This window comes from Pseudomonas sp. BAV 4579 (assembly GCF_009765395.1).
Lineage (GTDB): Bacteria > Pseudomonadota > Gammaproteobacteria > Pseudomonadales > Pseudomonadaceae > Chryseomonas > Chryseomonas aestiva.
This window is the reverse complement of the sequence record NZ_WHOV01000082.1, coordinates 29,604-55,176: the sequence shown is the minus strand read 5'-3', so window position 1 is coordinate 55,176 and position 25,573 is coordinate 29,604. Positions and strand designations below refer to the sequence as shown.

General features: G+C 66.1%; 22 protein-coding genes. 1 reads left to right on the top strand and 21 read right to left on the bottom strand.

The features are described 5' to 3' along the window. Positions 1 to 10: 10 nt before the first annotated feature. Positions 11 to 790, bottom strand: a complete 780-nt coding sequence (locus GSQ95_RS16605; RefSeq protein ID WP_007158910.1) for a transporter substrate-binding domain-containing protein — start codon at positions 788 to 790, stop codon at positions 11 to 13. Between the two features lie 500 nt (positions 791 to 1,290). Between GSQ95_RS16605 and GSQ95_RS16600 the strand changes: the two genes are divergently transcribed. Continuing rightward, positions 1,291 to 1,761 carry a hypothetical protein gene (locus GSQ95_RS16600; protein WP_158894163.1) on the top strand — a complete coding sequence of 157 codons (471 nt, stop codon included), beginning with the start codon at positions 1,291 to 1,293 and terminating at the stop codon, positions 1,759 to 1,761. Here the strand turns inward: GSQ95_RS16600 and GSQ95_RS16595 are convergent. The 20 genes from GSQ95_RS16595 to GSQ95_RS16505 all read right to left on the bottom strand — a co-directional run bounded on the left by GSQ95_RS16595 (position 1,701) and on the right by GSQ95_RS16505 (position 25,457). Further along, positions 1,701 to 2,417, bottom strand: coding sequence for an FUSC family protein (locus GSQ95_RS16595; protein WP_256664614.1), 717 nt, complete (start codon positions 2,415 to 2,417; stop codon positions 1,701 to 1,703). The genes GSQ95_RS16600 and GSQ95_RS16595 overlap by 61 nt on opposite strands. Then, the gene (locus GSQ95_RS26560; protein WP_256664613.1) at positions 2,389 to 2,793 is read right to left on the bottom strand and encodes a hypothetical protein; all 405 of its coding nucleotides are present in this window, start codon (positions 2,791 to 2,793) and stop codon (positions 2,389 to 2,391) included. The genes GSQ95_RS16595 and GSQ95_RS26560 overlap by 29 nt, the downstream gene beginning before the upstream one ends. 2 nt (positions 2,794 to 2,795) lie before the next feature. Further along, entirely contained in the window at positions 2,796 to 4,517 is a 1,722-nt protein-coding gene (locus GSQ95_RS16590) for an ATP-dependent DNA ligase (RefSeq protein WP_158894165.1), read from the bottom strand. After that, positions 4,514 to 5,533 carry a ligase-associated DNA damage response exonuclease gene (locus GSQ95_RS16585; RefSeq protein ID WP_158894167.1) on the bottom strand — a complete coding sequence of 340 codons (1,020 nt, stop codon included), beginning with the start codon at positions 5,531 to 5,533 and terminating at the stop codon, positions 4,514 to 4,516. Before GSQ95_RS16585 ends, GSQ95_RS16590 begins: the two co-directional genes overlap by 4 nt. 60 nt (positions 5,534 to 5,593) lie before the next feature. After that, positions 5,594 to 6,340, bottom strand: a complete 747-nt coding sequence (gene cobA / locus GSQ95_RS16580) for a uroporphyrinogen-III C-methyltransferase (protein ID WP_158894169.1) — start codon at positions 6,338 to 6,340, stop codon at positions 5,594 to 5,596. A gap of 253 nt (positions 6,341 to 6,593) precedes the next feature. Beyond that, complete coding sequence (locus GSQ95_RS16575; RefSeq protein WP_158894171.1) at positions 6,594 to 8,264, bottom strand: bifunctional protein-serine/threonine kinase/phosphatase; 1,671 nt, start codon at positions 8,262 to 8,264, stop codon at positions 6,594 to 6,596. 73 nt (positions 8,265 to 8,337) lie between these two features. Continuing rightward, positions 8,338 to 10,371, bottom strand: coding sequence for a M13 family metallopeptidase (locus GSQ95_RS16570; protein ID WP_178118445.1), 2,034 nt, complete (start codon positions 10,369 to 10,371; stop codon positions 8,338 to 8,340). A gap of 159 nt (positions 10,372 to 10,530) precedes the next feature. Further along, on the bottom strand, positions 10,531 to 11,982 hold the full coding sequence (gene nuoN, locus GSQ95_RS16565) for an NADH-quinone oxidoreductase subunit NuoN (RefSeq protein WP_158894174.1): 1,452 nt from the start codon (positions 11,980 to 11,982) through the stop codon (positions 10,531 to 10,533). 7 nt (positions 11,983 to 11,989) lie between these two features. Continuing rightward, complete coding sequence (gene nuoM, locus GSQ95_RS16560; protein WP_158894177.1) at positions 11,990 to 13,522, bottom strand: NADH-quinone oxidoreductase subunit M; 1,533 nt, start codon at positions 13,520 to 13,522, stop codon at positions 11,990 to 11,992. Positions 13,523 to 13,549: 27 nt separating this feature from the next. Then, positions 13,550 to 15,397 (bottom strand): NADH-quinone oxidoreductase subunit L, encoded by a 1,848-nt coding sequence (nuoL, locus tag GSQ95_RS16555; RefSeq protein ID WP_158894180.1) that lies wholly within the window; start codon positions 15,395 to 15,397, stop codon positions 13,550 to 13,552. Next, positions 15,394 to 15,702, bottom strand: coding sequence for an NADH-quinone oxidoreductase subunit NuoK (nuoK, locus tag GSQ95_RS16550; RefSeq protein ID WP_007158894.1), 309 nt, complete (start codon positions 15,700 to 15,702; stop codon positions 15,394 to 15,396). Before nuoK ends, nuoL begins: the two co-directional genes overlap by 4 nt. Positions 15,703 to 15,727: 25 nt before the next feature. Next, positions 15,728 to 16,240, bottom strand: coding sequence for an NADH-quinone oxidoreductase subunit J (nuoJ, locus tag GSQ95_RS16545; protein WP_158894183.1), 513 nt, complete (start codon positions 16,238 to 16,240; stop codon positions 15,728 to 15,730). 9 nt (positions 16,241 to 16,249) lie between these two features. Continuing rightward, positions 16,250 to 16,798: an NADH-quinone oxidoreductase subunit NuoI gene (gene nuoI, locus GSQ95_RS16540; protein ID WP_017642306.1), complete on the bottom strand. Its 549-nt coding sequence runs from the start codon at positions 16,796 to 16,798 to the stop codon at positions 16,250 to 16,252. Positions 16,799 to 16,808: 10 nt separating this feature from the next. Continuing rightward, a complete protein-coding gene (gene nuoH / locus GSQ95_RS16535) occupies positions 16,809 to 17,819 on the bottom strand; it encodes an NADH-quinone oxidoreductase subunit NuoH (protein WP_133861053.1) in 1,011 nt (336 codons plus the stop codon). Then, positions 17,816 to 20,533: an NADH-quinone oxidoreductase subunit NuoG gene (nuoG, locus tag GSQ95_RS16530; protein ID WP_158894186.1), complete on the bottom strand. Its 2,718-nt coding sequence runs from the start codon at positions 20,531 to 20,533 to the stop codon at positions 17,816 to 17,818. The genes nuoH and nuoG overlap by 4 nt, the downstream gene beginning before the upstream one ends. Positions 20,534 to 20,673: 140 nt before the next feature. After that, positions 20,674 to 22,023, bottom strand: a complete 1,350-nt coding sequence (nuoF, locus tag GSQ95_RS16525) for an NADH-quinone oxidoreductase subunit NuoF (protein WP_158894190.1) — start codon at positions 22,021 to 22,023, stop codon at positions 20,674 to 20,676. Next, on the bottom strand, positions 22,020 to 22,520 hold the full coding sequence (gene nuoE / locus GSQ95_RS16520) for an NADH-quinone oxidoreductase subunit NuoE (RefSeq protein WP_017642310.1): 501 nt from the start codon (positions 22,518 to 22,520) through the stop codon (positions 22,020 to 22,022). Before nuoE ends, nuoF begins: the two co-directional genes overlap by 4 nt. Before the next feature lie 2 nt (positions 22,521 to 22,522). Beyond that, on the bottom strand, positions 22,523 to 24,307 hold the full coding sequence (nuoC, locus tag GSQ95_RS16515) for an NADH-quinone oxidoreductase subunit C/D (RefSeq protein WP_158894193.1): 1,785 nt from the start codon (positions 24,305 to 24,307) through the stop codon (positions 22,523 to 22,525). 51 nt (positions 24,308 to 24,358) lie between these two features. Then, positions 24,359 to 25,033, bottom strand: coding sequence for an NADH-quinone oxidoreductase subunit B family protein (locus GSQ95_RS16510; RefSeq protein WP_158894196.1), 675 nt, complete (start codon positions 25,031 to 25,033; stop codon positions 24,359 to 24,361). Between the two features lie 10 nt (positions 25,034 to 25,043). Beyond that, positions 25,044 to 25,457 carry an NADH-quinone oxidoreductase subunit A gene (locus GSQ95_RS16505; RefSeq protein ID WP_007158885.1) on the bottom strand — a complete coding sequence of 138 codons (414 nt, stop codon included), beginning with the start codon at positions 25,455 to 25,457 and terminating at the stop codon, positions 25,044 to 25,046. Between the last annotated feature and the right edge of the window lie 116 nt (positions 25,458 to 25,573).

Below are 25,573 nucleotides of genomic sequence, written 5' to 3'. Positions count from 1 at the left end.
CGAACCGACCTTACTTGGGATCGTAGAGGTTCAGGTCGCCGAAGTACTTCTTCTGGATCTTGTCGTAGGTGCCGTCGGCGTGGATGGCCGCGATACCCTTGTTGACGAAGGTCTTGAACTCATCGTTGCCCTTGCGGATACCGATGGCGGTATCGGCCGGCAGCAACTCGTCATGGATGGCGGTGTTGGTGTAGCCCTTGCCCTGGGGCGACTTCATGAAGCCACCTTCGGCCTGCAGCATGTCCTGCATGGCGACGTCGATACGACCGGACACCAGGTCGGCATAGACCTGATCCTGGTTCTGGTAGCTCTGGACGTTGACGCCGTTGGGCGCCAGCTTCTGCTTGGCGAAGGTTTCCTGGATGGTGCCCTGCTGCACGCCCACGGTCTTGCCCTTCAGGCTTTCCGCGGTGGCCTGCAGGTTGGCGCCTTCCTTGGTGACCATGGAGGAGGGGCCCGACCACAGCAGGTCGGAGAAGTCGATCTGTTCGGCACGCGCCGGGGTCTTGGTCAGCGAGGACAGGATGCCGTCGAACTTGCGCGCGCGCAGGCCGGGAATCAGGCCGTCGAAGTCACTCACCACCCACTTGCACTTCACCTCCAGCTTTTCGCAGATGGCGTTGCCCAGTTCGATGTCGAAGCCGACGAAGCTGCCATCGGCGGCTTGGGATTCGAAGGGCGGATAGGTGGTATCCACACCGAAGCGGATCTCTTTCCATTCCTTGGCCATCGCCGAACCGGCGGCCAGACACAGGGCGAGCGCAGAGAGAGTCAGCCAGCTTTTTTTCATGTCGGATCCTAGTGCGAATGTGGATGAAATCATGGCGCCAGTACGACGCCCGTGCCCTCGCGGGAGCAATAAGCTTACCAGTCGGCGAAGATCGTCCCAAATCTGTACGCGGTTGCCGCGTTGGTTACATCCTGTAGCAGCCGACCCCGCCGAGCGGCGCGCATTATGCACCGGAAAGGCGCGGCTTTCCTGCCCGGCGCGGACGAACGCACCGCTTTGGGTCTAAAAAATACGCCTGCGCCAAAGGTGGGCAGAAAGGTAGCAGAAGGTCCGCTTCGCTAAGACATCGTATCTGTTCGGTAGGAGTCACGGAGTGCAGCTGTGTGCAAAGGAAACGGGAGCGAAGCCAGATGAGCGGTGGCGAAAAGAAGATGACCCCCCGCAGGATTCCGGCGCCGAGCGGCTACCGATGCTGCCATGTCCGCGCGTGGGTAAGGGTAAGCGGCCTGCCCGGCTGCCATAAGGCACTGGGCTAGCCGGTGGCGCGGAGCCTGGGCAGGTTGCTGGCGCTGGTCCTCCTGGCCGCGCTCTATGGGGCGCTGCATGACCAGCTCAGCTACGGCCTGGGTCCGGATTACTTCGATTGCCTGAAATTTCCGCAATTCGGGCTGCTCGATAGCGAGCTGGCGCCCCGCTGGCGTGTGGCCCGGGTCGGCCTCCAGGCCGGCGCGGCGGCAGGACTGCCCCTGGGCCTGGCGCTGCTCTGGCTGGCGCGGGGACGTCCTGTCGGTGAACGCTATCTGTGGCGCGGCAGCGCGGCCGTGCTGCTCGGGGCGCTGGGTTGCGCCGTGCTGGGCCTGGGCCTGGGCCTGGGCTGGCTTGCCCTGGAGCTGGGCAGCGTCCTGCGGGTGCCGGACTGCGTGCTGGACCGCAGAGGATTCCTGCTGGCGGCCTGGATGCACGATGGCAGCTACCTGGGCGCCCTGTTGGCTTTGCTGGTGTTTGCCTGGCGCAACCGGCGGCGCCGCTGAAACCGCGCGAGGATTCGCGCGACGCCGGCTTCCAGCGCCAGAAAGAGCAGGGCGACCGTACCGCCGAGCAGGGTGCTGCCGATCCGCTCACGGGCGATGCTCGCCTCGGGGGCGCCGGCCAGGGCGACCATCAGCACCGTGGTGCCGGTGATGAACAGCGTCTGCAGCGAATAGCGACCGTCCTGCAGCAGATAGGCGCCCGCCGCACACAGCAGGCAGGCAGCGGCCAGGACGGCGGGCGTGTTGTCGAGCCAGATCACCGTGCCCGCCAGCAGGCAACCGGCCAGGGTGCCGCCCAGCCGACCCAGACCGCGCCGCCAGGTATCGCCCAGCCGCGGCTTGAGCACCAGCAGGGCGGTCATCGGCGCCCAGTAGCCGTGGCCGTAATCGAGCAGGCCGGTCAGGGTCTGGCAGAGGGCGACCACGGCGGCGGCATAGAAGCCGTAGCGGCCGAGCCGAAATCTGTCTTCGAACAGCACCACCACCTCCCTGAGATGGGCCTTGAGGGAACCGGTGCGCAGCCGCCATTGGGAGCGATAGAGGGCCTTTTGTACGAGGGCGAAGAACAGCAGTTGCAGCAGTCCGCCGCCGAGCACCAGGCCACCCCGCAGCAGGGCCTGGTGGAGATCACCGGGAAAGCCGCCGGCTACCAGCATGGCCACCGTCCACTGCTGGGTGATCCACCAGGGTCCATTGCCCACGGCGAACAGCCAGGCGCAGCAGGGCGCCTGCCAGGACCAGCGCCAGCAGCTGCTGACCCAGTAGGGAGCCGACCACGGCGGAAAAGGCCATGCCCAGCGCCGCCACCAGCATGGGCGCCAGGGGCTCGGCGGCAAAGCTCTTGTAGGCACCGAAGCCGACGGTGTAGGCGCCGCCCAGGGCCACCACGCAGGGGAGCCAGGCCCCGGTCCACCAGCCGGTGAGCAGGATCGCCGCCAGGGCCGGCAGGCAGGCGAGCGCCAGGGCCCAGCGCGCTTCCCGCGGCGCGCCCAGGGCGCCATCGGTCACCGGCGGCGCGGTCTGGCCGGCCATCGCTAGGCCAGCAGATTCTGCAGGATGTCGAGGGTGTCGGCTTCGGCCACCGGCTTGTCGTGGCGCCAGCGCAGCATCCGCGGGAAGCGCACGGCGACGCCGCTCTTGTGGCGCTTGGACAAGGCGATGCCCTCGAAACCCAGCTCGAATACCAGGGTCGGCTCGACGCTGCGTACCGGACCGAATTTCTCCACGGTGGTGCGCCGGACGATGGCGTCCACCTTGCGCATCTCTTCGTCGGTGAGGCCGGAGTAGGCCTTGGCGAAGGGCACCAGGGTGCGTTCGCTGCTCTCCGGCGGACCGTCCCAGACAGCGAAGGTGTAGTCGGAATAGAGACTGGCACGCCGCCCATGGCCGCGCTGGGCGTAGATGAGCACCGCATCCACCGAGAAGGGATCGACCTTCCATTTCCACCAGGTGCCCATGTCCTTGGTACGACCGACGCCATAGAGCGAATCCTGGGCCTTGAGCATCATGCCCTCGACGCCCAGGGTACGGGAGGCCTCGCGCTGGCGGGCGAGATCCTGCCAGTCTTTGCCGTGTAGCAGCGGCGAGGGGCGCAGCAGCGGACTGGCGCAGCGTGCCACCACCCGCTCCAGTTCGGCGCGACGCTCGCGTTGCGGCTGGCTGCGCAGGTCATGGCCCTGCCATTCCAGCAGGTCGTAGGCGAGCAGGATGACCGGTACGTCTTCGAGGATCTTCTTGCCCAGGGTCTTGCGTCCGATACGTTGCTGCAGCAGGACGAAGGGCTGCACGCCGAAGGGGATGGGCGCGGCCGGATCGCGGCCGTCCTGCTGCTCGCTCACCTCCTCGCTGCTGAGCAGGGCGTCGGGCGCGGCGTCTTCCTTCCAGACCACGATCTCGCCGTCGATGACGGTGCCATCGGGTAGCGATTCCGCGAGGGGATGCAGTTCGGGAAAGCGATCGGTGACCAGATCCTCACCCCGCGACCAGATCCACAGCCGACCGTCACGCTTGACCAGCTGGGCGCGGATGCCGTCCCACTTCCATTCCACCCGCCAGTCCTCGGCCGGGCCCAGTTGCGCCTCGAACTGCTCCACCGGCAGTTGCAGAGCGTGGGCGAGAAAGAAGGGATAGGGTTGACCACCACGCTGCGCATGTTCGTCCGGGCTTTCCGGAGCGACCAGGCGGGCATAGCCCTCGGCGGTGGGACGATGGGACAGATCGGTGTAGCCCACCAGGCGCTGGGCGACGCGCTTGGGGTCCAGGTCCGCCAGGGTGGCCAGGGCGCGGGTCACCAGCAGCTTGGACACACCGACGCGGAATTCGCCGGTGATCAGCTTGATGCAGACCATCAGGCTCTGCCGATCCAGCTGGTCCCAGAGTGGCGGCAGGCGCTCGGCCAGTTCCTCCGGTGGCAGGCCGCGCAGGGGCAGCAGGTACTCCTCCAGCCAGAAGGCCAGGCCCTCGGCATTGGCGGCATCGGCGGTGGGAATCAGCAATGCCATGGTTTCGGCCAGGTCGCCCACCGCCTGGTAGCTTTCTTCGAACAGCCACTCGGGCAGTCCGGAGAGGGCCATGGTCAACTCGCGAAGTTGCCGGGTCGGCACCAGCCGCCGTGGTCGTCCGCCGGCCAGGAAGTACACCGCCCAGGCGGCATCGGCGGCCGGGGCGCTGCCGAAGTAGTCCACCAGCGCCGCGAGCTTGGCATTGCTGGAGGTGGTGGCGTCGAGACGCCCATAGAGTTCGGCGAAGGCCTTCATGCCTGGGCCTCCGCGGCGACGGGGGTATCGTCTTCCTCACCGTATTCGGTGGTGAAGCCCTGGGCGTCCAGCCCCTGGTCGCGCAGGTAGCGCACCAGGGTGGCGACCGAGCCATGGGTGACCATCACGCGCTCGGCGCCGGTCTGCTCGATGGCCCACAGCAGGCCCGGCCAGTCGGCGTGGTCGGAGAGCACGAAGCCGCGATCCACCCCGCGCCGCCGGCGGGTGCCGCGCAGCATCATCCAGCCGCTGGCGAAGGCGTCGCTGTGCTCGCCGAAGCGGCGGATCCAGGTGCTGTCGCCGGCGGAGGGCGGGGCGATGATCAGCGCCTGGCGCAACGTGGGATCGCTCTTCTTGAAGTCGCCGGCGTAGTGGGTCTCGGGAATGCGAATGCCGGCTTCGCGATAGACCCGGTTGAGCGGCTCCACCGCGCCATGGGCGAGGATGGGACCGATCTCCGGATCCAGTCCGTGCAGCAGGCGTTGCGCCTTGCCGAAGGCGTAGCTGTAGAGCACGCTGGCCAGCCCCTGGGCCTGGTTGGCGCGCCACCAGGCGTTGACCTCGGCGAAGATCTCCGCCTGGGGGCGCCAGCGATAGATCGGCAGGCCAAAGGTGGATTCGGTGATGAAGGTGTGACAGCGCACCGGCTCGAAGGGGGTGCAGGTGCCATCGGGTTCGACCTTGTAGTCCCCCGAGGCCACCCAGACCTCGCCACGGTATTCCAGGCGCACCTGGGCCGAGCCCAGCACATGGCCGGCCGGGTGGAAGCTCAGCCTGACCCCGTGGTGATCGATGACCTCGCCGTATTCCAGGGTCTGGAGGTTGATGTCGGCACCCAGTCGGGCGCGCAGGATGCCGGCGCTGCCGGAGGTGGCGAGATAGTGGCCGTTGCCTACCCGGGCGTGGTCGCCGTGGCCATGGGTGATGACCGAACGCTCCACCGGATGCCAGGGATCGATGTAGAAGTCGCCGGGCGGGCAATAGAGGCCGTCCGGTCGGGCGATGACGAGGTCCATGGGCGCCGCTCTGCTGGGGAATACCCATAGGAACGGCGGCCGGGCTCCGGAGTTCGCCGCTCAGGCCCGGGCGGCGAAGCTCAAGGCCTGTTGCAGGGCGGCCTGGCCGACTACCTCGCCGATCACCAGGATCGCCGGGCTGCGCAGCTGGAAGAGGGCGGCGTCCACCTGCAGGTCCTGCAGGGTCGAGCGGCACTCGCGCTGGCTGGGCAGGGAGGCGTTCTCGATCATGGCCACCGGGGTGGTCAGCGCGAGACCGCCGTCCAGCAGGCCCTGCTGGATCTCGGCCAGGCGGGCCACGCCCATGTAGACCACCAGGGTGGTGCCGGTGGCGGCCAGGGCGGCCCAGTTGGGCGCCGTGTCGTCCTGGGTATGGGCGGTGACCAGGGTCACGCCACGGGCCACGCCTCTCAGGGTCAGGGAGATGCCGCAGGCGGTGGCACCGGCCAGGCCGGCGGTGATGCCGTTGACGATCTCGCTGGCGACGCCACGGGCGGCCAGCCATTCGGCCTCCTCGCCGGCGCGACCGAAGATGCAGGGATCGCCGCCCTTGAGCCGGGCCACGCAACGGCCCTGGCGGGCATAGCGCAGCATCAGTCGATGGATGAAGGCCTGGGGCGTGGAGCGGCAGCCGCCGCGCTTGCCGACGCGGATCACCCGGGCGGTAGGGCAGTGTTCGAGCACCGCCGGATTGACCAGGTCATCGATCATCACCACCTCGGCTTCCCCCAGGGCGCGCACCGCCTTGAGGGTCAGCAGCTCGGGATCGCCGGGGCCAGCACCGATCAACCAGACTTTCCCGCTCATGTAGTGACCTCTCGTTTCCAGGGTGGCGACTGTAACGCAAAAAAAAGGCGCCCCGCTGCAAGCAGCTGGGACGCCTTTGTCCGGAAGGGTCTTTCCTCGCCGTTGAAGAAAGACCTATGTGTAATGTGGAATTGCAGACTTCATGCCAAGGCGCGGATCCGTCCTTTCCACCGGTTTACCGCTGGAAAGGGGCGGCTGGCTGCCCCTTTTGGGCGCAGCGTGCTGCAAAGCAGGGCATGGCGCCGCGACGTCTTCAGTGCCGATAGAGCCAGAGCAGCACCAGTAGCAGATTCAGCAGCAGCGAGCAGGCGGCCACGCTCTGCCAGGTGTGCAGGGGATCGCGCTGCAGCAGCGGCAGCGGGCGGGCCAGGGGTTGGCGCTCGCCCTGCTCCAGCAGCAGCAGGGCTTCCTCGGCGGTTTCGAAGCGGTCGGCGGGGTCGACCGCCACGGCACGCTGCAGCCAGTCGTCGAGCCAGGCCGGTACATCCGGACGCCGGCGCAGGGCACTGGCCGGCGCACCGAAACGTGGCCGCTGGAAGGGCTCGACCTCGCCGTAGGGATAGCCACCGGTGAGCAGCTGATAGAGGGTCACCCCGGTCGCATAGAGATCCTGGGCCGGACTGGGCTCGGCGCCCTCGAAGGACTCCGGCGCCCGGTAGCTGGGCGTGCCCGGGCTGTCATGCAGATCCTCGGACAGCTGCGGACAGTAGGCCAGGCCGAAGTCCAGCAGGCGCAATTCGCCATCCTGGCCGCGATGCAGGTTGTCCGGCTTGATGTCGCGGTGGAGGATGTTGCGCCTGTGCAGCTGGCCGAGGGCCCGCAGCAGGCGGGAGGCGACGTCCAGCCAGTCGGCCAGGGCCAGGGGGCCTTCGCTGCGTAGCTGCTGCGCCAGGGTACGACCGGCATATTCCCGTTGCACGAAGTAGAGATGCGCCCGCCGCGGCAACGGATGGACCTCGACGAAGGCGCGTCCGGCGACCCGGCGCAGGAACCACTCCTCCATGAGCAGGGCATGACCGGCCAGGGTGTCGAATTGCAGCGCCGCGGGCAGGGTCTTGAGCAGCCAGGGACGACCACCCTCGTCCTTGACCCGGTAGAGCAGCGATTGCCGCGACTCGGCCAGACGCTCCACCACCGTCCAGCCTTCGAAGTGCTGGCCGGGCTTGAGCGCCGGCAACGGCGGCCAGGTATCGGCGCTGGCCAGGGTATCGGCCAGGGACACATCAGGCAGACGGTCGACCCGTACCAGCAGAACGCTGGCATTATCCTGGCCACCGGCATGCAGGGCGCCGGCCACCAGGGCCTGGGCGGTGGCGTCCAGGTCGGCGACGCCGTCGACCAGGATGCGCCTCATGCTGTCCTCGCCTAGCGCAGCCCAGACGCCATCGCTCACCAGGAGCAGGGTTTCGCCGGCTTCCAGCTCGCCTTCGCGAAAGTCCACCACCAGGTGGTTTTCCAGCCCCAGGGCGCGGGTCAGTACATGCTGCATGCCGGCCTGCTGCCAGACGTGGTCGACGGTGAGGCAGCTCAGCCGCTCGCCATGCCAGCGGTAGGCGCGGCAGTCGCCGACGTGGGCCAGGGTATAGCGCCGCCCGCGGATCACCAGGGCGGTGAGGGTGGTCAGCAGGGGCTGGCCATTGCCCGCAGCCTGCAACCAGCGATTCTGCGCCAGCAGCAGGCGTTCCAGGGCCTGGGCCACCGGCCAGGTCTCCGGCGTGGAATAGTAATCCTGGGCCAGAGCCTGGAGGGTGGCGCGCGCCGCCAGGCCACCGTCCGGACAGCCGCTGACACCATCGGCCAAGGCGAACAGATGCCCCTTGGTCGCCGCCAGCGCCGCGCTGGGCTGGACACTGCGCAAGGCGTCCTGGTTTTCCCTGCGCGGACCGGTCGCAGTGGCTTCGGCGAAGGCGAGTTCTAGAGGCATGGAAGGGGCGCCAGGGAGGAGAGGAGACCGGCGATGCAAAAGCGATACCCGACCACCGGGCGCCCCGGATCCCTCACCAGATTTCCACGCGTTTCTCGTCCGGCCGGACCATGGCATCACCCGCCTTGCAGCTGAACGCCTTGGCGAAGGACGGCATGTTGGACGGGGCGCCAAGGGCGCGGAATCTCATGGGCGCATGGGGATCGGTGTTGAGGAACAGGCGCGCCTGCTCTTCCCGGATCGAACCGCGCCAGACCCGCGCCCAGTTGAGGAAGAAGCGTTGCTGCTGGGTATAGCCATCGATCTTCCGGTTGGCTTCCTCCGGCTTCTTGGCCAGGGCCAGTTGCAGGGCGTCGTAGGCCGCATTGATGCCGCCGAGATCACCGATGTTCTCGCCCAGGGTGAGCTTGCCGTTGACGTGCAGCTCCGGATGATCCGGCAGCGGCTGGTAGTTGTCGAACTGCTCCACCAGTTTGCCGGTGCGGGCTTCGAAGGCCTGGCGATCGGCCGGGGTCCACCAGTCGACCTGGTTGCCGGCGCCATCGAACTTGCTGCCCTGGTCGTCGAAGCCATGGCTGGCCTCATGGCCGATCACCGCGCCGATACCGCCGTAGTTGATGGCGTCGTCGCCGTCCGGATAGAAGAACGGCGGCTGCAGGATGGCGGCGGGGAAGTTGATGGTGTTGTCGGTGGGGCTGTAGTAGGCATTCACCGTTTGTGGGTACATGCCCCATTCCTGGCGGTCGGTGGGCTTGCCGATCTTGTCCAGGTCATGGCGATAGTTGAAGCGCGAGGCGGCTTCCAGGTTGGCATAGAAGCCCTGCGGCTTGAGCGTCAGGCCGCTCCAGTCGCGCCAGCGCTCGGGATAGCCGATCTTGGGCAGGAAGCTGTCCCACTTGGCCAGCGCCTTCTGCTTGGTCTCCGGACTCATCCAGTCGAGCTGCTCGATGCGTGCCTTGAGCGCCAGCATCACGTTGTCCACCAGTTCCTGGGCCCGCGCCTTGGCCTGGGGCGAGAAATGCTCCTGCACATAGAGCTGGCCGAGACCTTCGCCCATGGCGCCGTTGACCGCGCGCAGCACCCGCTTCCAGCGTTCGCTCTGCTGCTGCTGGCCACTCAGGGTTTTCTGGTTGAAGTCGAAGCTTTCCTGCTGGAAGGGTTTGGACAGCAGCGGCGCGGCGTCGTCGATCACATGGGCACGCAGATAGGCCTGCCACTGCTCGACGGGAGTCTCGGCCAGCATCCGGTCGAATTCGGCGAAGAAGCCCGGCTGAGACAGCGAAAAGCCCTGCTGGCCGGTGACGCCCTGGCTGGCGAAGAAAGCCTGCCAGTCGAAGTGCGGCGTGACCTTGTTGGCTTCGGCGAAGCTCAGGTAGTGATACTGGTTCTCCGGATTGCGCAGCTCCACCGGCTTGACCGAGGCCCGCGCCAGGCGACTTTCGAAGGCCAGCACCAGTTCGGCCTGGGCGGCCGCCTTGGCCTTGGGCACTCCGGTCAGCACCAGCAACCGGGCGATGTGGCCGAGATAGGCCTGGCGCAGCTTGGCGTAGTCGGCTTCGGTGTAATAGTCGGGCGTGGGCAGGCCAAGGCCGCCCTGGTAGGCGTAGGCGATCTGCTGCTTGGCATTCTGGTAGTCGGCGCCGGAGCCGAAGGAGAATACCTGCATGTCGCCACGGGCGAAGCTCTGTTGCAGGTACTGCACGACATCGGCCGTGGTGCGCAACCCGTCGATGGCCGCCAGTTGCGCCTGGATCGGCCGATAGCCGGCGCGCTCGATGGCCGCCTCGTCCATGCCCGAGCGATACAGCCAGCCGACCTTCTGTTCCACCGAGCCTGCTTGCGCGCGGTCCGCCGTGCGGGCGGCGCGCTGCAGGATGGCGTGCTGGTCATGGAGCGATTTTTCCCCCAGGGCCATGAAGGAACCCCAGCGTGACTTGTCCGGCGGGATCGGATTGGCCGCGACCCATTTTTCATTGACGAAGGTGTCGAGGTCACTGCAGGCGGTGGCGGGGTCACCCAGTTCGGTGACATCGAAGACCGGGGCGGCGAAGGCCTGGCTGCCGAGCAGCAGGCCGATGGCGAGGGTGAGGGGTTTCAACGCAGGCATGGGAGAAAAGCGTCTCCAGGAAAGGACAGGGAAGCAGGGTGGGGCGTCGAGGGTAGCGGTCGGGGCGCGACCCTGCCAAGGGCGGCGACTTTTCAAACAAGCCGTGATCCCAGAAACGACGATCCCCGCCGAGGCGGGGATCGTGGGCGACGCTCTGGATCAGAACACTGTCAGCTGCGCCAGTTGCAGCAGCGGCTGCGGATAGACGCCAAGGATGAAGGTCGCGATGGAAATGGCGATCAGCATCACGCCACCGGCGCGCTGACCCCAGTTCATCGGCGCATCGTGGCGCTGCAGGCCCTGCTCGGTCAGGTACAGGGTGACCATCACGCGCAGGTAGTAGAACAGGCCGATGGCGCTGCCCAGCACGATGGCCGCGGTCTGCCACCACATGCCCGCTTCCACGCCCACGGTGATGACGTAGAACTTGCCGATGAAGCCGGCGGTGAGCGGGATGCCGGCCAGGGACAGCATCATCACCGTCAGCGCCGCGGTCAGGTACGGACGGCGCCAGAACAGGCCGCGGTACTCGAACAGGGCATCGGCGTCACGCTGGCCATTGCTCGGGCTGGACATCAGGGTCATCACGCCGAAGGCGCCCAGGCTGGTGAAGACATAGGTCACCAGGTAGACCGCCACGGCTTCCATCGACAGGCCTTCGCCCGAGGCCACTGCCACCAGCAGATAGCCGAAGTGGGAGATGGAGGAATAACCCAGCAGACGCTTGAGGTTGCTCTGCATCAGCGCCAGCAGGTTGCCCACCAGCATGGAGGCGATGGCGATGAAGGCGATGGCATCGTGCAGCCAGCCGTCTTCGGTGGCCATGGGCATGGTCTGGAACACCCGCACCAGCACGGCGAAGACGGCGACCTTGCTGGCGGTGGCCAGGAAGGCACCGACCGGCGCCGGGGAGCCCTCGTAGACGTCCGGGGTCCAGAGGTGGAAGGGCACCAGCGACAGCTTGAAGCCGAGACCGACGATCAGCATGCCGAGGCCGATTTCCATCAGCAGGCCGGTGCTCGCCGGGGCGTCCATCTGCATGCCGATGTCGGCGAAGTTCAGGCTGCCGGACTGGGCGTAGAGCAGGGCCATGCCGAACAGCAGGATCGCCGAGCCGGCGGCGGACAGCACCAGGTACTTCATGCCGGCTTCCAGCGAGCGGCGATTGAAGTAGCTGTAGGCCACCAGGCCGTAGACCGGTACCGAGAGCAGTTCCAGGCCGATGAACAGGCCGGCGACGTTTTGCGCCGCCACCAGCACCAGACCCCCGGTGGCGGAGATCAGCAGCAGCAGGTACAGCTCTTCGCGGTTGCCCGGATAGCCTTCCATATAGGCATGCGACAGGGTCATGCAGGCCAGGGTGGCGATCAGGATCAGCGCCATGTAGAAGCAGGTGAAGCCGTCGATGCGCAGCAGCGGGGTGACGTCGATGGCACCGACGCCGAGGGCCGGGATGCAGGACAGCAGGGCCAGGTTGAGACCGATCACGCCCAGGGTCGGGATGATGGTGTGATCCCGCCGCCAGGCGATGCCCAGCATCACCACCACGGCGGTGAAGCCGGTGATGATGATCGGCAGGAGGGCGATGAAGTGTTCGTAGGTAAAGGTCATGGCGCTCTTACCGGGCGGAAACGAGAGAGGAGAAGGCTTCGCCGAGCCACTGCTGGACACCGGCCATGCTCGCGGCCGAGGTATCCAGCACCGGCTGCGGATAGACGCCGAGCAGCACCAGCAGCACGCCAAGCAACAGCAGCATCGACAGTTCCCGTGCGTTCAGACCCGGCAGGGCGCCTTCGGCCTTGGCCGGACCGAAGTAGGCGCGGTGGATCATGATCAGCGAATAGACCGAGGCGAACACCAGGCCGAAGGTGGCGATGACGGTGATCATCGGCACCACCGGGAAGGCGCCCAGCAGGATCAGGAATTCGCCGACGAAGTTGCCGGTACCCGGCAGACCCAGCGAGGCCGAGGCGAAGAACAGACTCAGGGCCGGCAGGTAGGGCAGCCGTGCCCAGAGCCCGCCCATCTGGCGCATGTCACGGGTGTGCATGCGCTCATAGAGCTGGCCGCAGAGGATGAACAGACCGGCGGCGGAGAGGCCGTGGGCGATCATCTGCACCACCACGCCCTGCAGCGCCTGGGGGCTGCCGGAATAGATGCCGATCAGCACGAAGCCCATGTGCGAGACGCTGGAGTAGGCCACCAGGCGCTTGATGTCGGTCTGGGCGAACGACAGGATGGCGCTGTAGAAGATGCCGATGATACCCAGCCACATGGCGATCGGCGCGAATTCCGCCGAGGCGTTGGGAAACAGCGGGATGGCGAAGCGCAGCAGGCCGTAGGCGGCGGTCTTGAGCAGGATGCCGGCGAGGTCGACGGAACCGGCGGTCGGCGCCTGGGCGTGGGCATCGGGCAGCCAGGAGTGCAGCGGCACCACCGGCAGCTTCACCGCGAAGGCGATGAAGAAGCCCAGCATCAGCAGGTATTCCAGCTTGGGGTCCAGCTGCAGTTGCAGCAGGTCTTCGTAGTCGAAGGTCAGGACGCCCGTGGCACCGTAGTTCACCAGCACCAGGGCAACGATCGCCACCAGCATGATCAGGCCGCTGGCCTGGGTGAAGATGAAGAACTTGGTGGCAGCGGTGATGCGGCTCTTCTTGCCGTCCGCGGAGCTATGGCCCCACAGCGCGATCAGGAAGTACATCGGCACCAGCATCATTTCCCAGAAGAAGAAGAACAGGAACAGATCCAGGGCCAGGAACACCCCCACCACGCCGCCGATGATCCACAGCAGGTTGAGGTGGAAGAAGCCGACGTGGCGCTGTACTTCGCGCCAGGAGCAGGTCACCGCCAGCACACCGAGCAGACCGGTGAGCAGGATCATCAGCAGCGACAGGCCATCGAGGCCGAAGTGCAGGCTGATGCCGAAGCGCGGAATCCAGTTCATCTGGAATTCCGCGGTCCAGGCGGTTTCGGCGCCAGGGGCCGGAGCCAGGCTGTAGTCGCCGTGGGCCCACAGCCAGAGGCCGAGCACCAGCTCCAGCAGCATGGTGAACAGGGCGATCCAGCGGGGCACCAGCGGGCCGGTCTTTTCCGTGAGGAAACAGAGCAGGCCGCCGATGAAGGGGATCAGGATTAGCCAGGGCAGAAGCATGACGTGTACTTATCCTTAGTCAGGGGGTCAGGCCAGCAGCAGCGCGCCGAGCAACAGCACGGCGCCTCCCACGATGGAAGCCGCGTACCAGCGCAGACGGCCGTTCTCGGTGATGCTCAGTGCCAGGTTGCCGCCGCGCGCCAGCATCGGGATCAGGCCGATGGCCTGATCGAAGGGATCGCGACGCAGCAGGCGGGTCAGCAGCAGGTACGGCTTGACGAAGATCAGGTCGTACAGCCAGTCGAAGCCCCAGGCGTGGTACCACCAGGTCCCGAAGAAGCGCCCCGGCGCACTCTTGGCCAGACCGTTCACGAAGGAACGCTTGCCAAGGAAGAGCAGGGCGGCCAGCAGGATACCGGCGATGGCGATGGCCCCCGAGGTGATCTCCAGGGAGTGCTTGGCTTCGCCACCGGCGTGGCCGATGGATTCCGGCAGCACCCCGGCCAGCGGCGGCACGATCATCGCGCCGACAAAGGTCGAGAGCACCAGTAGTACCGCCAGCGGCAGGTTGTGGGCGATGCCGTGGCCGGCATGGGCCTCGGTGTGCGCCTCGCCATGGAAGGTGATGAAGATCAGGCGGAAGGTGTAGATCGAGGTCAGGAAGGCACCCGCCAGGCCTGCGTAGAGCAGGTAGGTATGACCGCTGGCCATGGCTTCCCAGAGGATCTCGTCCTTGGAATAGAAGCCGGCGGTCACCAGCGGCAGAGCCGCCAGGGCCGAACCACCCACCACGAAGCTGGCGTAGGCCAGGGGGATCTTCTTCCACAGGCCGCCCATCTTGAAGATGTTCTGCTCGTGGTGGCAGGCCAGGATCACCGAGCCCGAGGCGAGGAACAGCAGCGCCTTGAAGAAGGCGTGGATCATCAGGTGGAAGATCGCCGGCTGCCAGGCGCCGACACCCAGGGCCAGGAACATGTAGCCGATCTGGCTCATGGTCGAATAGGCCAGGATGCGCTTGATGTCGGTCTGCACCAGGGCGGCGAAGCCGGCCAGCACCAGGGTCACGGCACCGATGATGCCGACCAGGTGGAGGATTTCCGGCGCCAGCAGGAACAGGCCGTGGGTCCGGGCGATCAGGTAGACGCCCGCGGTCACCATGGTCGCCGCGTGGATCAGGGCGGAGACCGGGGTGGGGCCGGCCATGGCGTCCGCCAGCCAGGTCTGCAGCGGCAGCTGGGCCGACTTGCCGACGGCACCGCCGAGCAGCGCCAGGGTGGCCAGCACGATCAGCGGATCACCACTGGCGAAGACGTCCGGCGCCTTCTGCAGCAGCTCCTGGATGTCCAGCGTGCCCAGGGTCATGAACAGAATGAACAGACCGAAGGCCATGAAGACGTCGCCGACGCGGGTCACGATGAACGCCTTCAGCGCCGCGTTGCCGTTGGCGCGCTCGCTGTAGTAGAAGCCGATCAGCAGGTAGCTGCACAGGCCCACGCCTTCCCAACCGAAGTACAGCAGCAGCAGGTTGTCGCCGAGAACCAGCAGCAACATGCTGAAGATGAACAGGTTGGTGTAGGCGAAGAAGCGCGAATAGCCCTCTTCACCGCGCATGTACCAGGACGCGAACAGGTGGATCAGGAAGCCGACGCCGGTGACCACGCCGAGCATGGTCAGCGACAGGCCATCCAGATAGAGAGCCATGTTGGGCGCGAAGCCCTCCACGTTCATCCACTGCCAGAGGACGAGGGTCAGGTGACCGTCGGCGGGCGGTGCGACGTGGAAGTTCCAGCCGACCCAGGCGGCGACCAGCGCCGCCAGGCCCACCGAACCCACGCCGATCAGCGCGGAGAGATTCTCCGACAGCCGACCGCGGGAGAAGGCCAGCAGGAAATAGCCGACCAGGGGAAAGGCGAAGGTAAGGGGTAGCAGGTTCATCCGTGCATCTCGCTGGCGGCATCGACGTCGAGGGTGTGGAAGCGGCGATAGAGCTGCAGCAGGATCGCCAGGCCGATACTGGCCTCGGCGGCGGCCAGGCTCAGCACCAGGATGAACATCACCTGGCCGTCGGGGGCGCCCCAACGGCTACCCGCGACCACGAAGGCCAGGGCGGCGGCGTTCATCATGATTTCCAGACTCATGAGCACGAAGAGGATGTTGCGGCGGACCATCAGGCCCACCAGGCCAAGGGCGAACAGGGCGCCGGCGAGGGCCAGGCCGTGTTCCAGAGGTATGGCGTTCATTGGCTGTTCTCCAGTCCTTGGCGACTCACTCGCCGATCCCGTCTTTGACGTCGCTGCGACCCAGGTGATAGGCCGCGACCAGGGCACCCAGCAGCAGCATGGAGGCCAGTTCGACCGCCAGCAGATAGGGTCCGAACAGGCTGATGCCCACCGCTTTGGCTTCCACCGAGGTATGACCGATGGCAGCGCCGCCCGGGGTGCGCGCGAGCACCACCAGCAGTTCCACCAGCAGCGCACCGGCGAGGATCGACGGAGCTATCCAGATCTTGGGGGTCAGCCATTTGCGTTCCTGCTCGGCGACGACCGGCCCGAGGTTGAGCATCATCACCACGAAGACGAACAGCACCATGATGGCGCCGGCGTAGACGATGATCTCCAGGGCGCCGGCGAAGGGCGCGCCCAGGGCGAAGAGCACCATGGATACGGCCAGCAGCGAGATGATCAGGTACAGCAGCGCATGCACCGGGTTGGTGTTGGTGATCACCCGGAAGGTGGCCAGGACGGCCACCCCGGCGGAGAAATAGAAGGCGAATTCCACGACAGCTCCTTAGGGCAGCAGGCTCTTCACGTTGATCGGCTCTGCCTCGCTCTGCGCGGCACCCTTGGGCTTGCCCGCGATAGCCATGCCGGCCACGCGGTAGAAGTTGTATTCCGGATACTTGCCCGGACCCGAGATCAGCAGGTCCTGCTTCTCGTACACCAGCTCCTGGCGCTTGAATTCGGACATCTCGAAATCCGGGGTCAGCTGGATGGCGGTGGTGGGGCAGGCCTCCTCGCACATGCCGCAGAAGATGCAGCGCGAGAAGTTGATGCGGAAGAACTCCGGGTACCAGCGACCGTCTTCGGCCTCGGTCTTCTGCAGCGAGATGCAGCCGACCGGGCAGGCCACGGCGCACAGGTTGCACGCCACGCAGCGCTCCTGGCCGTCGGGGTCACGGGTGAGCACGATGCGGCCCCGGTAGCGCGGCGGCAGGTACACGGGTTCCTCGGGATATTGCAGGGTGTCGCGCTTGCGGAAGGCGTGGCCGAAGACCATCACGATGCTGCGCAACTGGGTGTAGGTGCCATGCAGGACGTGCAAAATTTCCTTGATCATGACGAATACCTCACTGGCCGATGGCCGGCGAGGCGCTATAGAGCACCACCGCGCCGGTCACCAGCAGGTTGATCAGGGTCAGGGGCAGGCAGAACTTCCAGCTGAAGGCCATTACCTGGTCGTAGCGTGGACGCGGAATGGACGCGCGCAGCAGGATGAAGATCATGATGAAGAAGGCGGTCTTCAGGGCGAACCAGAAAAACGACAGCCAGGGCAGGGTGTCCAGGAAGGGACCGTGCCAGCCGCCGAAGAACAGGGTCACCAGCAGCGCCGAGATCAGCACGATGCCGATGTACTCGCCGACGAAGAACATGCCCCACTTCATGCCCGCGTATTCGATGTGGTAACCGTCGGCGAGCTCCTGCTCGGCTTCCGGCTGATCGAAGGGGTGACGGTGGGTAACGGCGATGCCGGCGATGAAGAAGGTGCAGAAGCCGAAGAACTGGGGAATGATGAACCACCAGCCCTGGTGCTGCGCCTCGACGATATCCCTCATGTTGAAGGAGCCGGTGACCGCGACGATGCCCATCACCGACAGACCCATGAACACCTCGTAGGAGAGGGTCTGGGCCGAGGCGCGCATGGCGCCCAGCAGCGAGAACTTGTTGTTGCTCGCCCAGCCGGCGAAGAGCACCGCATAGACGTTGACGCCGGCCATGGCGAAGAAGAACAGCAGACCGACGTTCAGGTCCGCCACGCCCCAGGTGGGGGTGATCGGGATGACCGAGAAGGCCACCAGCAGCGAGCCCATGGCGATCACCGGCGCCAGGGCGAAGATCATCTTGTCGGCGAACGGGGGCGTCCAGTCCTCCTTGAAGAACATCTTCAGCATGTCGGCGCCCAGCTGGAAGGCGCCGAAGGGACCGACCCGGTTGGGACCGTGGCGGTCCTGCCAGAGGCCCAGCAGACGCCGTTCGACGAAGCTCAGCAGCGCCCCGCAGATGACCACCGCCAGGAGGATGACGATGGCCTTGAGGATGCCGATCACCACGGCGATGAGGGTGGGGGTGAGCCAGGTCATGCCGCGGCCTCCTGCAGTCCTTCCACGGTCAGGCCGGCGAAGTCCACCGGAATCCCTTCGAAGCCGGCGGGCAGACCGACCAGACCCGCCGACAGCTCGGGCTTGATCTGCAGCGGCAGGCGCAATTCCTGACCGGCGACCTGCAGGCGCAGCAGGGCGCCTTCGTTGACGCCCAGGCGGTCGGCATCGGCCTTGGCCAGCGCCACATAGGCGGCCGGGATGCGCTCGCGTACCGGTTCGGCACGCGAAGAGGTCTCTTCGCTACCGAACAGGTGGTACAGCGGCACGGCCTGGAAGCCGGACTCGGCACTGCGTACGGCAGCGGTCGGCACGGCGAACCAGCTCAGGCGATCGCCCTGGGACTCGATCAGACGCACGCCCGGATCGCCGGCGCGCAGGTGACCACCGACCTCGTCCTGGAACTTGTTCCAGGCCTGGGGCGAGTTCCAGCCCGGGGACCAGGCGAAGGGAATCTGCTGACGCGGTTCGACGCTGCCGGCATAGCCTTCCATGGAGAAGGCGAAAGCGGTGTCGGCATCCTGGGGCGCACGCGGCTCGTGCACGCTGAGGTTGGCGCGCATGGAGGTGCGGCCGCTGTAGCGATGCGGTTCGCGGGCGAGCTTGAGACCCTTCACCCGGAAGCTGGCGTTGGGCGCGGCATCGCGGATACCGTCCAGCTGCGGCGCGGCGGTGGCCACGGCGTCGGTGACGTGGTCCAGCTGGGTCCAGTCCACCGGACGGTTGTCCAGGGTGTTGCGCAGGGCGTGCAGCCAGCGCCAGCCCTCGCGGATCAGGCTGGAGGGATCGTAGTAGCTCGGCTCATAGACCTGGAAGAAGCGCTGGGCGCGACCTTCCTGGCTGACCAGGGTACCGTCACCTTCGGCGAAGCTGGCCGCCGGCAGCACCAGGTCGGCGCGCTGGGCGGTGGCGGTACGCTGATGATCCAGCACCACCAGCACCTGGGCGCGGGCCAGGGCCCGATCCACCTGCTGGGCAGGGGCGCGGCGATAGAGGTCGTTCTCCAGCACCACCAGGGCGTCGGCCTGGCCGTTTTCCAGGGCGGCGAAGGCGTCTTCGACGGACTCGCCGCCGTAGAGCGCCAGGCCCAGGCTGTTGGCTTCGGGCACCACCAGGCTCAGGGAGCCGGCCTTGCTCTTGGCGGCCAGCGCCTTGGCCAGGTTGGCGGCGGCTTCGATCAGCGCCGGTTCACCCAGGGAGGTACCGGATACCACCAGCGGGCGTTCGGCCGCCAGCAGGGTTTCGGCCAGCAGGCGGGCCTGCTCGGCGACTTCGTTGCTCAGGCCGTCGACGGCCGGGGCGCTGGCGTCGATGGCATGGGCCACGGCATGGCCGAAGCGGGCCAGTTCCAGCGGCGAACCATGCAGGCGGGCGTCGGCGACGTCGTCCAGGCGGGTGGCGGCGACGCTGGCGATGAACAGCGGATTGCGCTCGCTCTGACCGATGTTCTGCACGGCGGCGTTCAGCCAGGGCTGGATCTTCTGCGCCGCGGCCATGGCCTCGGGCTTGCCCTTGACCGACTGCCGCAGGGATAGCGCCAGGCGGGCCGCGGTCTGGGTCAGGTCCTCGCCGAGGACGAAGACGGCATCGTGCTTCTCCATGGCGCGCAGGGTGGGGACGGGCAGGGGGCTGTCCTTGAGCACCTGCAGCACCAGGCGCACGTTGGCCAGGTCGCGGGCGCTCATGCCGCTGGAGAAGTTCTCGGCGCCGACCAGCTCGCGCAGGGCGTGGTTGCTTTCCAGGCTGGCACGCGGCGAACCGATGCCGATCACCTTCTTGCCGCGCAGCAGCAGGGCGGCTCGATCCAGGGCGGCGTCGATGCCGGTCTCCAGGCTGCCGTCCTTCAGCAGGGCCTGGCGCGGACGATCCTTGCGATTGACATAGCCATAGCCGAAGCGGCCACGGTCGCAGAGGAAGTACTGGTTGACCGAGCCGTTGAAGCGGTTCTCGATGCGGCGCAGTTCGCCATAGCGCTCGCCGGGGCTGATGTTGCAGCCCGAGGAGCAGCCATGGCAGATGCTCGGGGCGAACTGCATGTCCCACTTGCGGTTGTAGCGCTCGGAGTGGGTCTTGTCGGTGAACACCCCGGTGGGGCAGACCTCGGTCAGGTTGCCGGAGAATTCGCTCTCCAGGGTACCGTCCTCGACGCGGCCGAAATAGACGTTGTCGTGGGCACCGTAGACGCCCAGGTCGGTACCGCCGGCGTAGTCCTTGTAGTAGCGCACGCAGCGATAGCAGGCGATGCAGCGGTTCATCTCGTGAGCGACGAACGGGCCGAGGTCCTGGTTCTGATGGGTACGCTTGGTGAAGCGATAACGGCGCTTGTTGTGGCCGGTCATCACCGTCATGTCCTGCAGGTGGCAGTGGCCGCCTTCTTCGCAGACCGGACAGTCGTGGGGATGGTTGGTCATCAGCCATTCGATGACCGAGCTGCGGAATTCCTTGGCTTCGGCGTCTTCGATGGAGATGTAGGTCTTGTCGCTGGACGGGGTCATGCAGGACATGACCAGGCGCCCGCGGGTGTCATTCTCGTCGGCGAACTGCTTCACCGCGCACTGGCGGCAGGCGCCGACGCTGCCCAGTGCCGGGTGCCAGCAGAAATAGGGGATGTCGAGCCCCAGGGACAGGCAGGCTTCGAGGAGGTTGTCCGCCCCGTCGACCTCGTACGTCTTGCCGTCTACATGGATAGTGGCCATAGGGTTTTCTTCTCACCCGCGCAAGGCGGGTCTGGCTAATGGGAAAACGTTCGCGCCGCCCTGGCGGTCGCCAGTGGCAGCGCCGGCCAGGTCGGGCCTGGCCAGAAAGCGATAGGTTCGGCCCCCGAGGGGGCCAAACCTCAGGTCACGGTCGCGGAAGCAGTCGGACGAGGTTCGCTGGGCGCCTTGCGCACACCGGCCTCGAACTCTTCGCGGAAATACTTGATGGCACTACCCAGGGGCTCGACGGCGCCCGGTGCATGGGCACAGAAGGTCTTGCCCGGGCCGAGGAAGTTGACCAACTGCAGCAGGGTATCGAGATCGCCCTGCTGGCCTTCGCCCTTCTCCAGGCTGCGCAGGAGCTTGACGCTCCAGGGCAGGCCGTCGCGACAAGGGGTGCACCAGCCGCAGGATTCCCGGGCGAAGAACTCTTCCATGTTGCGCAGCAGCGAGACCATGTTGACGCTGTCGTCCACGGCCAGGGCCAGGCCGGTGCCCATGCGGGTGCCGACCTTGCCGATGCCGCCGGCATACATCTGCGCCGAGAGGTGCTCGGGCAGCAGGAAGCCGGTACCGGCGCCACCGGGCTGCCAGCATTTCAGCGTGAAGCCGTCGCGCATGCCGCCGGCATAGTCTTCGAACAGCTCCTGGGCGGTGATGCCGAAGGGCAGTTCCCAGACGCCGGGATTCTTCACCTTGCCGGAGAAGCCCATGAGCTTGGTGCCCATGTCTTCGCTGCCTTCGCGGGCCAGGCTCTTGTACCAGTCCACGCCACCCGCGACGATGCCCGGCACGTTGCACAGGGTCTCGACGTTGTTGACGCAGGTGGGCTTGCCCCAGACGCCGACGGCGGCGGGGAAGGGCGGCTTGGAGCGCGGGTTGGCACGGCGGCCTTCCAGGGAGTTGATCAGCGCGGTCTCTTCGCCACAGATGTAGCGACCGGCGCCGGTGTGGACGAACAGCTCGAAGTCGAAGCCGCTGCCCAGGATGTTCTTGCCCAGCAGGCCGGCGGCCTTGGCTTCTTCCACGGCGCGCCGCAGGTTGGCGGCGGCATCGACGTATTCGCCACGCAGGAAGATATAGCCACGGTAGGCCTTGAGCGCCCGGGCGCTGATCAGCATGCCTTCCACCAGCAGGTGGGGCAGCTGCTCCAGGAGCAGGCGGTCCTTCCAGGTGTTGGGCTCCATCTCGTCCGCGTTGCACAGCAGGTAGCGGATATCGAGGGATTCGTCCTTGGGCATCAGGCCCCACTTCACGCCGGTGGGGAAGCCCGCACCGCCACGGCCCTTGAGGCCGGAGTCCTTGACTTCCTGGACGATGGCGTCGGGTGCCAGCGCGGTCAGCGCCTTGCGCGCCGCGGCGTAGCCGTCCTTCGCCTGGTATTCCTCCAACCAGACCGGGGCGCCGTCTTCACGCAGGCGCCAGGTCAGGGGATGGGTCTCGGGGGTACGGGCGATGCTGTTGGCAGGCCCGAAGGAGGTCAGTCTCATGCGTATCCCTCCAGCAGTTTGGCCACGCCCGCAGGTTGGACATCGCCATGGGTGTCGTCGTCGATCATCAGCGCCGGGGCCTTGTCGCAATTGCCCAGGCAGCAGACCGGCAGCAGGGTGAAGCGGCTGTCGGTGGTGGTCTGGCCCAGGCCGATGCCCAGCTGGCGCTGGATCTCGCCGACCACGGATTCGTGGCCGCCGATGTAGCAGGTCATGCTGTCGCACACGCGGATGATGTGGCGGCCGACCGGCACGCGGAAGATCTGGCTATAGAAGGTCGCCACGCCCTCGACGTCGCTGGCGGGAATGCCCAGTACTTCGCCGATGGCATAGATGGCGCCATCCGGCACCCAGCCACGTTCCTTCTGGACGATCTTCAGGGCTTCGATGGACGCCGCGCGCGGGTCCTCGTAGTGATGCATCTCGTGCTCGATGGCCGAGCGCTCAGTGTCGCTCAGGACGAAACGGTCGGTTTGGATCAGGGTTTCGGTGCTCATGCTCAGCGGTCCACGTCGGCCATGACGAAGTCGATACTGCCCAGGTAGGCAATCAGGTCGGACACCATGCTGCCGCGGATGACGGCCGGGATCTGCTGCAGGTGCGGGAAGCTCGGCGTCCGGATGCGGGTGCGGTAGCTCATGGTGCTGCCATCGCTCGTCAGGTAATAGCTGTTGGCGCCCTTGGTCGCCTCGATCATCTGGAAGGCTTCGCCGGCCGGCATCACCGGACCCCAGGACACTTGCAGGAAGTGGGTGATCAGGGTCTCGATGTGCTGCAGGGTACGTTCCTTGGGCGGCGGCGTGGTCAGCGGGTGATCCGCCTTGTACGGGCCTTCGGGCATGTGCTGCAGGCACTGCTCGATGATGCGCAGGCTCTGGCGCATCTCCTCGACGCGCAGCATGCCGCGGTCGTAGCAGTCGCCGTTGTGGGCGATGGGCACTTCGAATTCGAAGTTCTCGTAGCCGGAGTAGGGGCGGGCCTTGCGCAGGTCGAAATCGAGACCGGTGGCGCGCAGGTTGGGACCGGTGACACCCCACTCCAGGGCTTCCTTGGTGTTGTAGACGGCGACGTTCTTGGTCCGGCCGATGAGGATGCTGTTCTTCATCGCGGCCTTTTCGTACTCGTCCAGGCGCTTGGGCATCCAGTCGAGGAATTCGCGGACCAGCTTGTCCCAGCCACGCGGCAGGTCGTGGGCGACGCCACCGATACGGAACCAGGCCGGGTGCATGCGGAAGCCGGTGATGGCCTCGATGACCTTGTAGGCACGCTGACGGTCGGTGAAGGTAAAGAACACCGGGGTCATGGCACCGACGTCCTGGATATAGGTGCCCAGATACAGCAGGTGGCTGTTGATGCGGAAGAACTCGGCCATCATCACGCGGATGAAGTCGACCCGCGACGGCACCTTGATGCCGGCGAGCTTTTCCACCGAAAGGACGTAAGGCAGGTTGTTCATCACCCCGCCCAGATAATCGATCCGGTCGGTGTAGGGGATATAGCTGTGCCAGGACTGGCGCTCGGCCATCTTCTCGGCGCCCCGGTGGTGGTAGCCGATCTCCGGCACGCAGTCGACGATCTCTTCGCCGTCCAGCTGCAGGATGATGCGGAAGGCACCGTGGGCGGATGGGTGGTTCGGACCGAGGTTGAGGAACATGTAGTCGGAATTCTCCGCATGTTCCTTCATGCCCCATTCTTCGGGCTTGAATCTCAGGGTCTCCTGCTCGAGATCCTGCTTGGCGGCGTTCAGCGCATAGGGATCGAATTCGGTGGCCCGCGCCGGATAGTCCTTGCGCAGCGGATGCCCTTGCCAGTTGTCGGCCATCAGCATGCGCTTGGGCAGCGGGTGGCCGTCGAAATGGATGCCGTACATGTCCAGCACTTCCCGCTCGTACCAGTTGGCATTGGGGTAGATGCCGGTGGCGGTGGGCAGGCGCAGGTCATTGGCGGACAGGGCCACCTTGAGCATCACATCGCTGTTTCGGTCGATGGACAGCAGGTGGTAGAAGACGGTGAAGTCCGCGTTGGGCAGGCCGCGGCGGTGAGTCCGCAGGCGCTCGTCCACGCCATGCAGGTCATAGAGCATGACGTAGGGGCGGGGCAGGTTGCGCAGGAAGCGCAGTACTTCGATGATTCTTTCGCGCGCCACCCAGATCACCGGCATGCCGGTACGGGTGTCTTGCAGGGTCAGGGCGTCGGCGCCGAATTGGCCCTGGAGTTCGCCAACCACCGACGCATCGCCGGCAGGGGCGAGCGCAGAGGCGGACAGAGCGGTGTCTGCGGTCATGATGTTCCGTCGCTAATCGATCGTCGTCAGCGTGCAGGTCCCGAAGGGGACTTACACTTCGTCTGGGCTGCGCAGGTTGGTGACCTGGATGCGGCGCTCGCGGTTCTGCTCGCGCTGCGAAGGCATCTCGGCGCGATAGATACCCTGGTCGCCCACCACCCAGGAAAGGGGGCGGCGCTCTTCACCGATGGAGTCCTGCAGGAGCATCAGGCCCTGGAGGAAGGCTTCGGGGCGAGGCGGGCAGCCGGGCACATAGACGTCGACGGGCAGGAACTTGTCCACGCCCTGAACGACCGAGTAGATGTCGTACATACCGCCGGAGTTGGCGCAGGCGCCCATGGAGATCACCCACTTGGGTTCCAGCATCTGCTCGTACAGGCGCTGGATGACCGGGGCCATCTTCATGAAGGGCGTGCCGGCGATGACCATGAAGTCGGCTTGACGCGGCGATGCCCGGATGACTTCGGCGCCGAAGCGGGCGATGTCGTGGGGCGCCGTGAAGGCGGTGGTCATTTCCACGTAGCAGCAGGACAGGCCGAAGTTGTAGGGCCAGAGGGAATTCTTGCGCCCCCAATTGACCGCGCCCCGTAGGACATCCTCAAGTTTGCCCATGAAGATGCTGCGGTCGACCTGACTTTCCATAGGGTCGGCAACGGTTTCCCGTTGGCCGGCCGGATAGCGGTCTACTGCCGCATCGGGATCGATCCGGGTGAGATTGTATTGCATTGCCAAAGCCTCATTGTTTCGACTTCGCCTGCCGCTCGCGACGGCTCGCAGGCGCCCAATCGAGCGCTCCGATTCGCCACAGGTAGACAAGACCCGCCAACAGAATTGCTATGAAAATGGAGGCTTCCACGAAGCCGGCCCATCCCGATTCACGGATGGACACCGACCAGGCGAAGAGAAAGAGGGCTTCGACGTCGAAGATCACGAAGAGCATCGCGACCAGGTAGAACTTGGCAGAGAGACGGAGACGGGCACCCCCGGTGGGGACGATGCCGGACTCGAAGGGATCGTTCTTGCTACGGCCCACGGCTTTGCTGCCGAGCAGGCTCGAGACTCCGAGCATGAAGGCGATCAGACCAACCACGCCCAGGAGAAATACCGCGAAGCTCCAGTTGTGGGTGAGTAGGCTGATCGACTCAGACATGCTTTGAATCCTTAATTATTGGGTATCAGGCGCTATCAGTGCGACACGGTGTCGCAAGACAGACAGATTTTATGCTCTATCGATTCATTCTGTAAATTTAATGGTCCAAAAAGATT

Bases quoted from the DNA above. Each gene is read 5' to 3' on its own strand.
- GSQ95_RS16605 (WP_007158910.1), bottom strand. From the start codon at position 790: ATGAAAAAAAGCTGGCTGACTCTCTCTGCGCTCGCCCTGTGTCTGGCC.
- GSQ95_RS16595 (WP_256664614.1), bottom strand. From the start codon at position 2,417: ATGCTGGTAGCCGGCGGCTTTCCCGGTGATCTCCACCAGGCCCTGCTG.
- GSQ95_RS26560 (WP_256664613.1), bottom strand. From the start codon at position 2,793: ATGGCCGGCCAGACCGCGCCGCCGGTGACCGATGGCGCCCTGGGCGCG.
- GSQ95_RS16590 (WP_158894165.1), bottom strand. From the start codon at position 4,517: ATGAAGGCCTTCGCCGAACTCTATGGGCGTCTCGACGCCACCACCTCC.
- GSQ95_RS16585 (WP_158894167.1), bottom strand. From the start codon at position 5,533: ATGGACCTCGTCATCGCCCGACCGGACGGCCTCTATTGCCCGCCCGGC.
- cobA (WP_158894169.1), bottom strand. From the start codon at position 6,340: ATGAGCGGGAAAGTCTGGTTGATCGGTGCTGGCCCCGGCGATCCCGAG.
- GSQ95_RS16575 (WP_158894171.1), bottom strand. From the start codon at position 8,264: ATGCCTCTAGAACTCGCCTTCGCCGAAGCCACTGCGACCGGTCCGCGC.
- GSQ95_RS16570 (WP_178118445.1), bottom strand. From the start codon at position 10,371: ATGCCTGCGTTGAAACCCCTCACCCTCGCCATCGGCCTGCTGCTCGGC.
- nuoN (WP_158894174.1), bottom strand. From the start codon at position 11,982: ATGACCTTTACCTACGAACACTTCATCGCCCTCCTGCCGATCATCATC.
- nuoM (WP_158894177.1), bottom strand. From the start codon at position 13,522: ATGCTTCTGCCCTGGCTAATCCTGATCCCCTTCATCGGCGGCCTGCTC.
- nuoL (WP_158894180.1), bottom strand. From the start codon at position 15,397: ATGAACCTGCTACCCCTTACCTTCGCCTTTCCCCTGGTCGGCTATTTC.
- nuoK (WP_007158894.1), bottom strand. From the start codon at position 15,702: ATGAACGCCATACCTCTGGAACACGGCCTGGCCCTCGCCGGCGCCCTG.
- nuoI (WP_017642306.1), bottom strand. From the start codon at position 16,798: ATGATCAAGGAAATTTTGCACGTCCTGCATGGCACCTACACCCAGTTG.
- nuoH (WP_133861053.1), bottom strand. From the start codon at position 17,819: ATGACCTGGCTCACCCCCACCCTCATCGCCGTGGTGATCGGCATCCTC.
- nuoG (WP_158894186.1), bottom strand. From the start codon at position 20,533: ATGGCCACTATCCATGTAGACGGCAAGACGTACGAGGTCGACGGGGCG.
- nuoF (WP_158894190.1), bottom strand. From the start codon at position 22,023: ATGAGACTGACCTCCTTCGGGCCTGCCAACAGCATCGCCCGTACCCCC.
- nuoE (WP_017642310.1), bottom strand. From the start codon at position 22,520: ATGAGCACCGAAACCCTGATCCAAACCGACCGTTTCGTCCTGAGCGAC.
- nuoC (WP_158894193.1), bottom strand. From the start codon at position 24,307: ATGACCGCAGACACCGCTCTGTCCGCCTCTGCGCTCGCCCCTGCCGGC.
- GSQ95_RS16510 (WP_158894196.1), bottom strand. From the start codon at position 25,033: ATGCAATACAATCTCACCCGGATCGATCCCGATGCGGCAGTAGACCGC.
- GSQ95_RS16505 (WP_007158885.1), bottom strand. From the start codon at position 25,457: ATGTCTGAGTCGATCAGCCTACTCACCCACAACTGGAGCTTCGCGGTA.